Here is an 11,958-nt window from a genome sequence, read left to right on the forward strand (position 1 = left end):
GGAAAGCATCGTCCGGATGGACCGAAGGCCGACCATGAACTAACAATCACCGTGGACCAATCAAGTTGGGCTGCTCAAGATCGAGGCGGATCATGGGTGTCCTCTCAGATGACGGGGTTGTCGTAGGTCGGAAGGTCGTTGACGAGGGTGACGGTCGCCATGCGGCCGAGCCCGGCATCCTGGGCCGCCTGCCAGGCAAAGCTCGCCTGCACGCCGCCTGGGCCCTGCAGCGCGAGCCGGGGCGTCGGCAGATAGACTGCATGCGCCGTCAGCGTGAAGGCGAGGTCTGGGCCGGCCGTGAAGCCGAACTCGAGCTCGGCGGGCTCGCCCGCAAGCGCCTGATCGAGGAGGACATGATCGGCGAAGCGCACCTCGATCGTGCCGGTGAGCGCGGCGAGCGAGGGATCGGCGCCGTCGATCATGCCGTCGGCACGGATCGTCTCGATCCGGTCGAGATTATTGGCATAGGTGATCTGCGCCGAGACCACGTTGCCGAGAGGGACGCCCGCGCGGCGGATCGTGCCGTGGAAGGCGCCGAAGCGGGCGAGATCGAGCGCGGCGAGCGTTCCGGCAGAAGAGGCGGTGCCGATCGTCTCGCCCTGGCCGATCAGCCCGACGGTGGCGGTGATCAGGCCGGCGCGCTGCATGGTCCAGCTGATCTGGTTGACGACGCAGCCCGCGTTCATCGCGTAATGTGGCACCTCCGGCATGCCGATCTCGATCGCTATCGAGGGCAGGGTCCAGCCGCCCGAACGGAACTCGTGGCTATAAGGCCCGGTGCCGGTCGTGGTCGGCGCGCCGAAGGCGCCCTTGAGCCACACGCCCCAGAAGCGCGCATCGATCGGTACGGTCACGTCGCCGTCGCTGGTGATGGCATCGCCGATCGGCGCCACCGGATCGCGGCCATAGCCGAGGAGCTCGGAGGCGAGGAGCGGCTGCTCGGCCCCGAGATTGGCCTGGGCGAAGGGCATTCGCCAGAAGCCGCTCGCGGGCGGCGTGCCGTAAGTGGTCTCGAAGGCGAGCGCCATCTGCGCCCGCGCGCCTTGTGCGCGTGCCATGTCGGTCCTCTCGATGTTGGAAGAAGGGGTCGGTCAGAGCAGCGGGTCGGCCGTCTCGTAGGTCAGCACGATCCCGAGCGTCGCGGCCTTCAGCCCCTCGGCGCCTTCTATGGGCAGGCCCACGGGCGCCGGCGCCTCGCCCAGCACATAGTCGCAGCGCCCGCCGAGCGTGCGGTCGGCCGCGAGCGCCGCGCCGATCGCGCGCTTCAGGGCGTCGAAGGCAGCGTCGCGATAAGCGGCATTCGCCGCCTCGACGGCGATGTCGATCTCTGCCCGGTGCTCATAGAGGAAACGCAGCGGCGAGAGCAGGATCTCCGGCTCGCCCGGATCGCCGTCGCGCAGGATCGCCACGCCCTCAGGCGGGATGCGTTCGGGCAGGATCGCATTGCGCAAGAGCTTCGCGCCGGGCGGGAGGGTGGCGCTGAGCGCGGCGAAAAGCGCCGAGAGCGCGCTCTCGGCGGTGGTCCAGTTGGGCATTTGACTGTCACCTTCCTTGGTCTCCGGTATCGATCGATGTTGGGGTTATTGCGGGGTCGTTCTTGTCCTTGAGGTTATCGAGAAGTCGGGTTAGCACTTCGCCATCTCCGGTAATTCTGCATGGCGACCGTTGCTCCAAACGCGCCGTTCCAGGTGGTTTCTCTTCATAACCGATGAGACCAACTCACCCTCCAGAAAGGCTTGTGATGTTTAAGAAATCTGCAATCGCGTTAACGTTGTCGATGACTCTCATTCCGGGATATTCGGTTGCTGGGGTGAGCCTCGGCCTGTGCCAGCTCGATGGGATCGTTGCTCTCACGGTGGGGCGGGAGGTCGAGTGGGATTTCGATCCTGATGCGGGGATCAATCGTGCAAAGATAACTAGCGAGCTAGGTGATCTCGATGGGCATGTAGCAAACGTACGGCCGCACGATAATGGTCAGAAGGTCAATCTCCGCTTCCCGGGCGGGAAATTTCATGATTCCTTGGAGGTTATAATCATGAAGACAAAATGGTTATCAAGTGTTGCGGCCGTTGGATATGTTTCTATTGACGGTCAATACTTGGCTGATGTCTTGACTCCGTTCACTGACTCTGATTGTGTCGTAAGGAATTAGAAAGATGTTATTTTATATAAATAGGTCAGGATAGATCCCAAGCATTTCGTATAAATTTCAGGATTTCATTTTCTGCCAATTTGGTGTCTCGACTGAGGTCAAGCCGTTTGTACAATGAAATCTGCGGCAGCAGGATGAACACCACCACGGTCTGCGCACCCTTGAGTATCCCGTCCCGCCTCCGCCGCCCGCGCTTCGCCAGCGCCCGGCCTGCCTTCGACACCCGCGCATCGTCGGCGACGAGCAGGCTCGGGCCGCGGCGGCGGTAGACGAAGCGCAGCCGGAACCCGGTGCGCCGTTCCCAGCCGCCCGGGGTGATCCCCTTGCCGCCGAGGCCCTTCGTCCCGGCTGCCGGCGTCGGGATCGCGAGGAAGAAGCCGTGCTGCGAGCGGATCGTGACGCCCCGGTCGAAGGCGTCGACCACCTTCGGCGCGCGGGAATAGACGAGCGAGGCCGCGCGGAGCGACGGCTCATCCGCCGGGAAATCCCGCTGACGGATCGTGCGCGCGAGGCGCGGCCCGAGGCCCGCTTGGGCGATCTGGCCGCGCCAACGATCCCTGAGCCCGCGCGCGGCCGCCCTGACGCCGCTGGTGACGGCGCGTTCGGCCGCGGCCAATTCCTCGGCGATCCAGGCGTCGAGATCGCCGTCGAGATCGGCGGTGATCTTCATGGGATCGATGCCAACGCAGCGCGCGAGAAATGCGGTCGGGCGCGCCTGCGGTCACCTTCTGTGCGGCGCCCGCCGATCGTCGCGCTGGCAATCTGTGACCCCTGCAGGCGATAGTGCGCCGGAACATGTCCTGCAGCAGACCCGCGCCGGAGACCATGACGACGATCCTCGACTTTACGGAGATCATCGAGAAGCGGGGCGTCGATCCGAAGACGGCGCGCCTCGTTCGGCACAGCCCGGCGATCGCGGCCGAGTACCGCGTGGGGTGGCCTCTCTTCCTGCATGCGATCACCTATCAGGCCGCCAAGCTCGACCCATTCAGCGGGGCGAAGACCGCGTTTCAGTTCATCCCGGGGCCCGGTCTCCCTGGCGGGGACCAGAGCGCGCTCTTCGTCGGCGCATTTGCCGTTGGGGACTCGTGGCGGTTCGGTGATGGATCGAGACCCGCGCCGCTCCATTGCGATCGCGACCGCTGCTTCCTCCCCACCCCTGAAACGATCGTCTATGACATCACGCCTCTTTCTCAGTTCGAGGATCTGCGAGACCGGGTGCTGATCCGGTGGGGAGCTTCTGCGCGCAGCTGGTCGCAATGGGCGGCGACACGGCGGAAGGAGGTCGTTGAGCTCCGCCGCGATGCCATGGAGCCGGCTTTCCCGGGCTTTGCGGCCTTCGCGACCACGCTCGATGAGATCGCGGCCCTGCCCGTGTCCTGGCAGGGCGCGCTTCGCTCGGTTCAAGGCGTCTACCTGCTCGTTTGCCCTGTCAACGGCGAGCAGTATGTCGGCTCGGCCTACGGCGAGGATGGCTTCTGGGGGCGTTGGCTCGCCTATTCGGCCAACGGCCATGGCGGAAATCGGCTGCTGATGGCGCGCGAGCGGACCAACTTCTCGATCAGCATCCTCGAGGTCGCCTCGCCCGACATGTCGGCTGAAGACATCATCGCGAGGGAAGGTGCCTGGAAGGTGAAGCTCGGCTCCCGCGCGCATGGGCTGAACGCGAACTGAAGCGCGGGGCGAGGTCGCCACGCTCACGATGCACGCGCTTCCGCCGTCCAGACGAGCCGTTCGCCGTCGCGCAGCGGCTCGCCGATCACGGTGAAGGCCTCGCCGGCGACCTCGATCAAATCGCCGCTCGCGAGGGTTGGCGCCTCCGCCATGCGGATCTGGAAAACGGCCGAGCCCGACACGAACCGGCTCTCGCCGAAGCCCGTGATGCGATCCGGGCTCTGGCGGATGATCTGAATCGGCTGGCCGGGACCGGCGCCGCCCGCGTGCCAGAGCGCTGGTAGGGCGAGGTTCGGATCGGCGAATAGCACGTCGATCGCGGCGGCGAAGGCGGTCATCAGGCGACCGGAATACCGAAGCAGGCATTGAGCCGGACCCGCCCGACGGTCTCGAGCGGCGTGCCGCCAACATCGAGCACCGCGGCGCCGATCAGGCGGTTGCCGAGGGCGACCGTTGTGCATCGCTGCTCGGTCGCGTCCCAGTGGACGGCGGCGCCAACCGTCCAGGCCTCGGAAGGCGTCTTCGGCAGATCGAACACGCCCGAGAGCTTGAGCACCACCTCGGCGCCGGCGGTGGCGGTACCCTCGGCCACGCCGAAGAGCGTGCCGACGAGCACGCCCGCGCCGGCGGTGATGGAAGCTGGCGCGGTGATGGTGAGCCGGTCGCCCAATGCGACGAAATTCTTCATGGGGGTCTCCTGAGGGGGGAAAGAATGACGAAGGCGCGGCCGGAAGGCCGCGCCTGTCAGTGGGTTGGGATCAGTGCTGGACGCGTCAGGCCGCCGCTGCGGCGCCGGCGTTGCGATAGAGCCCGCGCCAATCGATGGCCTTGGAAGCGAAGTCGTGGCGGGCCTTGATCTCGATGCCGTCGACCTCGAAGCCCATCCGAGTCTCGGTGTGGACCCCCTGCTGGCCCTCGAGATAGGCGTACTCGATCGTGTCGATGCGGGCAGGGTCAGCGGCGAGGAACCAGGGGTCTTCGCCCGTCTCGGGGATCAGCCGCGGCTCCTCCACGACGTCGAGCCGCCCGGCGAAGGTGTTGACCTCCGCCGTGCTGCCGGGGGTTGTCGCCGTCACCTGCTTGCGCGCCTCGACCGAGCGGCGGCCCGGCGGCACGAGCAGGAAGCGCGGCAGGATCGAGACGAGGCGCTCCTCGATGCCCCTCTGCTTGCCGAACAGCCGGTAGGCCTCGGCGAGCGCCGCCTCGGTGATCGCGGAGGCGGTGCCGACATTGCCATGGGCGGCATCGAAGAGCGCGGTGCCGTCGCCCATCGCCGGGTTCTGCTTCAGGATCGCATAGACGATGTCGGATTCGAGATCGGCCGCCGAGGCGCCGAAGGCCGCGGGGATGCGGGTGAAGGCGTCGAGATCGTCATTGATCAGCGTCTGGCGGGTGATGCCGACAATCCGGCCATAGGTCGCGAGGGCATAGACCTCCTTCACCTCGCCAATCGTGCCATAGGTGAACTCGCCCGATTCGAGCACCTTGTGGAGATCCGGTGCACCGCCGAGCTGGGTCCGCTGCACCGGCTTGAAGTCGGCGATGGTCGCGCGCCGGGCCCAGGCGGTGAAGGTCCGGGGCGTCGAGGCGTAGGCATCGCGCAGCGTCTTGTTCGCGACATTGGCGAGGATCGCCGGGAAGTCGCTGGTCGAATGATAGCCCGCGCCCGAGCGCATCGCGAGCGCGGCCGAGGCGGCTTCGAGCTTCGACATGCCGCGGGTGCGGGTGCCGCGGCGGTCGAGCGCGTCCTTGGCAAGCTCGATCAGCGACATGCCGCGGAACTCCCGCGCCCGGTCAGGGAGTGGATAGGCGCCCGGCGCATGACGATGAAGCAGCGCCTCGGTCACCGCATCGCGATAGGCGGCCTCGCTCTCCATGCCGCCGCGGGCCGTCGCCGCGATCGGCTCTGACCGCCGGCCGGCCGCACTATCCTGCTCGGCGAGGCGGTCGAGGATCGCGGCCCGCGCGTCGTCGAGCGCGACGCCGCGTCCGATCAGGTCGGCGGAGAAGGCAGCGTCGAGGCCGTGGCGCTGGCAGAGGTTGGTGATCTCGGCCGTGCGGCGGCGCTCCTCGGCCCGGATTTCCTCGGCCGAGGGCGCCTGCGGCGCCGGAGTGGGCGCCGGGGCGGCAGCGGCGGTGCGGGTCTCCGTGGTCTGGGCATCGGCATGTGCGGGCGCATCGGCACGCGCCCCGGCCGGGGTGTCGTTCGGCATGGTGGTCCTCGTGGGTTGGGCCGCTCGTTGCGCGGCGGGGCTCTCGCACCGGATCAGGGTGCAGGGATGAAGCTCGGGCCCGGGTTCCTCGGCCCGGACCCGGGCGCCGGGATCGGCGCCGATCGCGACGGCGGAAATCTCCATCGGCTCCCAGTCGACGGCGCGCCAGAGCTCGGGCGCGCCGTCGCGCTTCTCGATCTCGAAGCGATGGACGCGGTAGCCGACCGAGACGTTGCGGATAATGCCGGCCTGGATATCGCGCCAGACGGGCTCGACCTCGGCCCGGTCGCTGAAGCGAATGAGCGCCGTGCCGCGGCCGTCCTCGATCCGCACCGAGCCTTCCACCACGACACCGAGTATGGCGTCGAGCCGGCGGCTATCGTGGGAATTGAGGAAGGGCGCGCCGCGGTTCAGCCGGTCGATGCGCACGGTACCGGGTCCGACCACGAGTTCCTCGTCGAAATCATCGTCGAAGAAGCGCCGCCGGCGCACGGTCGCGCCGCTGGTCCAGACCACCTCGATCCTGCGGGATTCCGGGTCCGCGCTCTCCGCGCGTAAGCTTGCCGCCCGCTCCAGCACGGGCAGGTCGATACGGTCTCTCGGCATTGAGCATAATCCGTGGGTTAAGGTGTTGATATGGCTCCAGGTGGCTTATGCCAATCGGGGTATTGGTGTTGATATGGAGGCAGTCTTGACTGATGCTCGGGGGCATTGGAGGTTAGTGTCCGAGTCTGTTTGACATAGGGATTGCGCTGTGCACACTCCGCGCTCTGATCGCTTTATTCGTGGAATATTAAGAAACACGCCGTTTGGTATTTTTTTTGGATTTGTGGTGGGCATTATTGTTACTTGGATAATTGATTCTGGAATGCATGATCGTTTGGTGTAATTTTACACGTTTATTATAACTGCGCTCTTGAGTCTCATTGCTGCTGCGCTTGCTCTGGTGGGGGTGTTCGCTACGATTGAAAATCAAAGGGAAAGTGAGAGGAGGGCGAGGGAGAAAAAGTTGGAATCTGCGCGAGCATTCCTTCCAAACGCGCTATCAAGACTATGCGATGTGTGTAATTATGGAATTCGGTACTCTTTCAGATTTAAAGAATATGAGGATTCGTTGGGAATTGATGAGTTTGAAAGAATTTCATTGGATCAGTTAACGCTTTCTGATGGCGTTGTTTCTGTTCTTCGAGATATCATTGAGTTATCCGACTATGATGATGTTGTTAAGCGGGTTTCCGGGTTGCTTCGAGAGCATCAGATATTTTTAGCTAGATGGCGATCAAATTTTGCACCGGATAGAGATACTATGATAGTTTTAGAAGGAAATATCCGGCAAAGAACAGTTTCATGGGCCTACTTGGGGGCTATTTCTGCTTCCCTTTTTCCATACGCTCGACATGAAACAGACGAGGTTTCAAGCTTGGTGGGAGAGCGGGAGATAGCTGGCATCCTCAATACTGCTGGAGTTGCTGATCTTCATGCAGAGGATTATGCTCAGGAGATCGGTCTATATGCTCGAACTTTTGCTCGTCGATTTCAATGATCGCGTAAATGAGGGCCACCTACTCGCTTCCTGATCGCATTTCGTCTGCAGACCGAGGCTGGGTGAGCCCCGCCTGGCTGACCCGGCGGGGATCGGAGTCGAGCACGAGCCCGAGGCTGTCGGCCAGCGCAAGGAACTCGGCGTATTCGGCGAGCACCTTCTTCGGGTCGTAGCCGCGCTTGGCGATCTGCTGCGGCAGGGTGGCGAAGCCCGCCCGGGTCTCGAGGAGGTCGGTCTGGGCGTCCTGCAGCGGGCTCACGCTCTCGAAGCTCGGCGGCGCCCATTCGACCGGCACTTCGGCGGTCGGAATGAGCCCGGCGGTGAAGGCCGCGTCGACGAACCAGCGCCAGATGGGCGCGCAGAAGCCCGGGATCACGATTTGCCACTGCATCGCGTCGATCATCCGGCGGAACTCGTTCAACCCCGCCCGGATCGAAGAGAAATTGACCTGCGAGAGATCCCCGGTCATCAGCTCGTAGGGCACCCGGAAGCCGGCCGCGATGATGTGGAGCTGCACCCTGTGCCACTCATAGACGCCGGATGTGGTGGCCGGCTGGTTGAACTTGATGTCCTTGCCGCCGCGGGCATAGGCGATGAGCCCCGGCTCGAACTGCTCGACCCGGTTGCCCTCGCCGTCCTGAATGACCGGCGCGATCGCCTGCTGATCCTCCTCGGCGCCGAACACGATGCCGACGAGGCAGGCCTCGGTCTTCTTCCGCACGAGCTCCGCGTTCTGCCAGTCATCGACATCGCGGAGCGCCCGGATCGCCGGCGTGCCCCAGGGCACGCCGCGGCTCTGCACGCGCTGGCGCTCATAGAGATGGGCGACGCCCGAAGCCTCGACCCGCACCGCCTCCATGCGACGGCCGAAGATGGGCGACCGGTCGCCCGGATGATCAGGGAACAGCCAGTAGGCGCGCCGCCGTCCCTCGCGGTCGTATTCGATGCCCTGGGCGATGCGCCCGCCGCCCGGCGTCTCGCCGAAGCGGGCGGCATCGAGATGATCGGCCTCCTTGAGCTCGATCTGCAGCGGCACCGGCAGGGCGTCGGCCATGCGCCGGCGGCGGCGGATCGCGAAGACCTCGCCGCCCTCGATCATCTCGCGCACGGCGAGGACGGTCAGCCCGTGGAAGTCGGTGTGGCCGTCGGCATCACAGTGCTCGGCCCAGCGCGCCCAGAGCCGGTCTACCGTCTCGTTGAGCTTCAGATCGGCGCTCGCCGCTCGCGGCCGGATGCCGGAGCCCACGAGGTTATTGACCAGCACCGAGACCGCGCGGGCGGCGAGCGGGTTGTTGCGCACGAGATCGCGCATGCGGTCGCGCAGGAGCCCGCCCGCAGCGGCGATCTCGGCGTCGGCCGCGGTGCCGGCGGTGCGCCAGCCCTCCAGGCGCCGTCCCTTCTGTGCCGCATCATACGTGCGGCGCAGGTTGCCGAGGGCCACCCGGGCGGCATAACGCTTCGCCGCGGCGCGGGGCGCGACCAGCGCCAGCGCCCGGTCGAGGGCACCGAAGCGCACATCATTATTGTTGGTGTCGGCCATCAGCGGTCCCCGCGACGGAAGCCGGCGAAGCCCGCGACCGGCAGGGCCTTGCCGCGCCCAGCCGCGATCTCGCCCTCGATGACGCGGATGCGGCGCAGCAGATCCTCGGCATTGCCGTATTCGACGGTCTTGCCCTCGTAGCTCACGCGCAGCGTGCCGCTGGCGAAGGCGCGCTTCAGCGCCGCGAGTTCGGCATCGGTGAAGGCCATCAGAACCAGTTCCCCTTCGGTGTCCCGAGCCAGTCGGCCGGGCGGCGCGCCGGCTGGATCGTCGTCGGTCGGTTCGGTTGTCCCGCCGGCGGCGCGTCCCTGCGGCCGATGGCGATCTGCTCTTCCAGTTCCGCCCAGCGCCGCTCGTCCCAGCGGTCGAGGCCGATCAGCCAGGCGGCGGCGCGGGCATAGACCCGGGCGTCGAGCGCTTCGTTCCGCTCGCGCATCTGCTGCCATTCGAGCTTCTGGAAGCCCTGCCGGGTGCGCACCGTCATCAGCTGCTCGGCCGTGAGCTGCTTCAGCCACTCCGCTGTCGTGCCCTTCGGCAGATGGATGAAGCCGCCCGGCCAGCCGGCACCCTCGGCCCTCTCTTCCTCAGTCGGGGCCGAGAGCCGCAGGAAGCGGTAGGTCTCCGACTTGAAGACCGAGACCGAGACCTTCCAGAGCCGCACGCCGCGCCTGATCTTGCGCCCGCCCTCGGTTGCCTCGACGAAGGTCGGGCCGTCCAAGGGCGTCGCGCGGTCGAAGCCGCCCATGCCCTTGATCGGCACGACCTGCCCCGCGCCCGCGCTCCGCGCCCAGGCATAGACCGCGTCCGTCGTGGCGCCGTCGCCCGAGTCGATGGCAAGGCGCGCGAGCGCCATGCTGACGCCCGAGGCGTGCGGCCATGTTGCGCACAGGAACTCCGTGAGCTTGGCCCAGATCTCCGGCCGGGCAGTGTCGCCCTCGAGCACGACGTGATCGACCAGCCAGGATTCGAGGTTCCGCCCCCAGCCCCAGACATCGATCTCGATCCGGTCGCGCTGCACATCCGCGCCCGCGGTCAGGATCAGCACGCCCGCGGGGGCGTGGCCCAGATGCCAGTCCTCGCGCCGCTCATAGAGCCGCTGCCAGTCGGGCGCCTCGCCCCGCTCCTGCCAGGTCTCGCCGAGCACGGTGTTCTTGATCGTCTTCAGCGCCGCGTCATTGCCCTGCGCCTGCTCCCAGCGCCGGGCGATCTCCTCCCAGCTGAGCCAGCCGAGCGGCGAGTAGAGCCCGTTGATGTGGAAGCCGGCGAGCCCGCCGCGGCGGGCCTCCTCGGCGCGCGCGGGTTCCGCGGTCGCCATCCAGCAGGCCCCGCTCGCCTCGGCCATCATCCAGGTCTTGTGGCGCTCCGCGATCGGCTCGTCGCAATGCTCGCAGAGATAGGCGGCGGTGTCGGGCCTTCCGGGCTTCCAGCGCAGCCGCTCGAACTTCAGCCATTGGAGTGCGCCGCAATGCGGGCAGGGCACGTGGTAGCGTTGCTGGTCGGACAAGTCGAACTCCCGCTCGATGCGGCTCAGCCCCTTCAGCGTGGGCGTCGAGACGACGAAGATCTTGCGCCGATGGCCGAACGAGTCGGTGCGGGCCTCGGCGAGCGCGATCGGATCGCCCTCACCATCGAGGTCGCCGGGATAGGCATCGACCTCGTCGAGGAAGAGCCAGCGCGCTGGCATCGAGCGCAGGCCCACCGCCGAGTTGGCGCCGGTGAGGATCAACTGGCCGCCGGGGAAGCGCTTGGCGAGCACCGTGTTGCCGGCATCGCGCGAGCGCGCGGGCAGCACCAGTTCCCGCAGATCCGGGCTCTCCTCGATCAGCGGCTCGATGCGCTGCTGCGAGAGGCGCTTGGCGAGATCGACGGTCGGCTGCACCGCGAGGAAGGGACCCGGCGCGCGGTGCATGCAGAAGCCGATCCAGTTGTTCCCGGCTTCCGTCGCGCCGACCTGCGCGGACTTCATGAACACGACCCGCTGCACCGGGCTCGCCGGCGAGAGCGCGTCCATGATGGCGCGCATATAGGGCGTCCGGTTGGTGCGGTAGGGCCCGGCCTCCGAGGCGGCGCGGGACGAGAGCACCCGGTGCCGGTCGGCCCATTCGGAGACCGTCAGCGCCGGATCGGGCGCGAGGCCACGGGCCCAGGCGCGCCGGATATCAGCCGCGCCCTCGAAGGCCTCAGCGGAGCTCAACCTTAACCTCCGCGAGCTCGCCGAGATGGGCCCGGATGTGGCGGTCCAGCACGGTCTCCATGCGGTGCGCCTCGACGCCGAGCTCGGCCGCGATCATCGCCGCGACGCGGGGCGGCCAGTTGAGCCAGGCGTCCCTCTCACGTCGGGCGAGGTCGAACACCATCGCGGTTGCCCGGGCGCGGTCGACGACCTCGCCCCGCATCTTCTGCAGCCGGACCTTGGCGGTCTGAGCCTTCAGCACCTCGTTCGCCATGCGGGCGCGGACGAAGGAGACCTCGCCCCCGGCATCGTCGCCGGCGCTCGCTTCAGACCCGGCCTCGCGCAGCGTCTCCTTCACCGCATCGAGCGCCGTCAGCGGCACCGGTTTGCCGAGCGCCGCCTTCGCCGACGAGGTGGCCGAGGCCGTTGCTGCGGCCGTCGCCCGCGCGTGCATTCCGCGCTGCTGCGCCGGATCGGTCCGGGCGTCCCACATCGCATCGGCCCGCGCGGGGTCGATCGTGCCGTCCGGCTCGGTCGCGATCCGCCCGGTGGCGATCGCCTTGCGGACCGCGCTTTCGCTGCAGCCGCGGTGTGCCGCATATGCCCGCCGTGAGAGCCCCATCGATCCAAAAACATCCCGGTACGAGTGACTTAGGAGTTGCT

The 11,958-nt window shown here is 66.8% G+C and carries 13 protein-coding genes; 3 read left to right on the forward strand and 10 right to left on the reverse strand.

All coding sequences use genetic code 11. The annotated features are described in order from the left end of the window. Positions 1-104 precede the first annotated feature (104 nt). Positions 105-1,058, reverse strand: coding sequence for a phage tail tube protein (locus M1105_RS19680; RefSeq protein WP_249582088.1), 954 nt, complete (start codon positions 1,056-1,058; stop codon positions 105-107). A gap of 33 nt (positions 1,059-1,091) precedes the next feature. Next, positions 1,092-1,535 carry an acyl-CoA transferase gene (locus tag M1105_RS19685; RefSeq protein WP_249582089.1) on the reverse strand — a complete coding sequence of 148 codons (444 nt, stop codon included), beginning with the start codon at positions 1,533-1,535 and terminating at the stop codon, positions 1,092-1,094. Positions 1,536-1,741: 206 nt separating this feature from the next. On the opposite strand from M1105_RS19685, the gene M1105_RS19690 reads away from it, so the two are divergent. Next, complete coding sequence (locus M1105_RS19690; RefSeq protein ID WP_249582090.1) at positions 1,742-2,152, forward strand: hypothetical protein; 411 nt, start codon at positions 1,742-1,744, stop codon at positions 2,150-2,152. Between the two features lie 25 nt (positions 2,153-2,177). On the opposite strand, the gene M1105_RS19695 is transcribed toward M1105_RS19690, so the two are convergent. After that, the gene (locus tag M1105_RS19695; protein WP_249582091.1) at positions 2,178-2,822 is read right to left on the reverse strand and encodes a DUF6441 family protein; all 645 of its coding nucleotides are present in this window, start codon (positions 2,820-2,822) and stop codon (positions 2,178-2,180) included. A gap of 155 nt (positions 2,823-2,977) precedes the next feature. On the opposite strand from M1105_RS19695, the gene M1105_RS19700 reads away from it, so the two are divergent. Continuing rightward, positions 2,978-3,826, forward strand: a complete 849-nt coding sequence (locus tag M1105_RS19700) for a GIY-YIG nuclease family protein (protein WP_249582092.1) — start codon at positions 2,978-2,980, stop codon at positions 3,824-3,826. Between the two features lie 23 nt (positions 3,827-3,849). Here M1105_RS19700 and M1105_RS19705 read toward each other — a convergent pair whose 3' ends face one another. The 3 genes from M1105_RS19705 to M1105_RS19715 form a co-directional block, all read right to left on the reverse strand. Then, positions 3,850-4,164 carry a head-tail joining protein gene (locus tag M1105_RS19705; RefSeq protein ID WP_249582093.1) on the reverse strand — a complete coding sequence of 105 codons (315 nt, stop codon included), beginning with the start codon at positions 4,162-4,164 and terminating at the stop codon, positions 3,850-3,852. Continuing rightward, positions 4,164-4,514 (reverse strand): DUF2190 family protein, encoded by a 351-nt coding sequence (locus M1105_RS19710; protein WP_249582094.1) that lies wholly within the window; start codon positions 4,512-4,514, stop codon positions 4,164-4,166. The genes M1105_RS19705 and M1105_RS19710 overlap by 1 nt, the downstream gene beginning before the upstream one ends. Before the next feature lie 85 nt (positions 4,515-4,599). Beyond that, positions 4,600-6,645 carry a prohead protease/major capsid protein fusion protein gene (locus tag M1105_RS19715; RefSeq protein WP_249582095.1) on the reverse strand — a complete coding sequence of 682 codons (2,046 nt, stop codon included), beginning with the start codon at positions 6,643-6,645 and terminating at the stop codon, positions 4,600-4,602. A gap of 508 nt (positions 6,646-7,153) precedes the next feature. On the opposite strand from M1105_RS19715, the gene M1105_RS19720 reads away from it, so the two are divergent. Continuing rightward, positions 7,154-7,582 (forward strand): hypothetical protein, encoded by a 429-nt coding sequence (locus tag M1105_RS19720; protein ID WP_249582096.1) that lies wholly within the window; start codon positions 7,154-7,156, stop codon positions 7,580-7,582. 19 nt (positions 7,583-7,601) lie between these two features. On the opposite strand, the gene M1105_RS19725 is transcribed toward M1105_RS19720, so the two are convergent. From M1105_RS19725 to M1105_RS19740, 4 genes are read right to left on the reverse strand one after another with little or no spacing between them, the layout of a single operon-like run. Next, positions 7,602-9,122 carry a phage portal protein gene (locus tag M1105_RS19725; protein WP_249582097.1) on the reverse strand — a complete coding sequence of 507 codons (1,521 nt, stop codon included), beginning with the start codon at positions 9,120-9,122 and terminating at the stop codon, positions 7,602-7,604. Continuing rightward, positions 9,122-9,331, reverse strand: a complete 210-nt coding sequence (locus M1105_RS19730; protein WP_249582098.1) for a phage head-tail joining protein — start codon at positions 9,329-9,331, stop codon at positions 9,122-9,124. Before M1105_RS19730 ends, M1105_RS19725 begins: the two co-directional genes overlap by 1 nt. Next, a complete protein-coding gene (locus M1105_RS19735; protein ID WP_264759749.1) occupies positions 9,331-11,316 on the reverse strand; it encodes a phage terminase large subunit family protein in 1,986 nt (661 codons plus the stop codon). The genes M1105_RS19730 and M1105_RS19735 overlap by 1 nt, the downstream gene beginning before the upstream one ends. Then, positions 11,303-11,917 (reverse strand): elements of external origin, encoded by a 615-nt coding sequence (locus tag M1105_RS19740; RefSeq protein WP_249582099.1) that lies wholly within the window; start codon positions 11,915-11,917, stop codon positions 11,303-11,305. Before M1105_RS19740 ends, M1105_RS19735 begins: the two co-directional genes overlap by 14 nt. Positions 11,918-11,958 lie beyond the last annotated feature (41 nt).

Origin of the sequence: Thermohalobaculum sediminis, assembly GCF_023487995.1 — a bacterium.
In the GTDB taxonomy this organism is placed as follows: Bacteria; Pseudomonadota; Alphaproteobacteria; order Rhodobacterales; family Rhodobacteraceae; genus Thermohalobaculum; species Thermohalobaculum sediminis.

Bases quoted from the DNA above. Each gene is read 5' to 3' on its own strand.
- M1105_RS19680 (WP_249582088.1), bottom strand. From the start codon at position 1,058: ATGGCACGCGCACAAGGCGCGCGGGCGCAGATGGCGCTCGCCTTCGAG.
- M1105_RS19685 (WP_249582089.1), bottom strand. From the start codon at position 1,535: ATGCCCAACTGGACCACCGCCGAGAGCGCGCTCTCGGCGCTTTTCGCC.
- M1105_RS19690 (WP_249582090.1), top strand. From the start codon at position 1,742: ATGTTTAAGAAATCTGCAATCGCGTTAACGTTGTCGATGACTCTCATT.
- M1105_RS19695 (WP_249582091.1), bottom strand. From the start codon at position 2,822: ATGAAGATCACCGCCGATCTCGACGGCGATCTCGACGCCTGGATCGCC.
- M1105_RS19700 (WP_249582092.1), top strand. From the start codon at position 2,978: ATGACGACGATCCTCGACTTTACGGAGATCATCGAGAAGCGGGGCGTC.
- M1105_RS19705 (WP_249582093.1), bottom strand. From the start codon at position 4,164: ATGACCGCCTTCGCCGCCGCGATCGACGTGCTATTCGCCGATCCGAAC.
- M1105_RS19710 (WP_249582094.1), bottom strand. From the start codon at position 4,514: ATGAAGAATTTCGTCGCATTGGGCGACCGGCTCACCATCACCGCGCCA.
- M1105_RS19715 (WP_249582095.1), bottom strand. From the start codon at position 6,645: ATGCCGAGAGACCGTATCGACCTGCCCGTGCTGGAGCGGGCGGCAAGC.
- M1105_RS19725 (WP_249582097.1), bottom strand. From the start codon at position 9,122: ATGGCCGACACCAACAATAATGATGTGCGCTTCGGTGCCCTCGACCGG.
- M1105_RS19730 (WP_249582098.1), bottom strand. From the start codon at position 9,331: ATGGCCTTCACCGATGCCGAACTCGCGGCGCTGAAGCGCGCCTTCGCC.
- M1105_RS19740 (WP_249582099.1), bottom strand. From the start codon at position 11,917: ATGGGGCTCTCACGGCGGGCATATGCGGCACACCGCGGCTGCAGCGAA.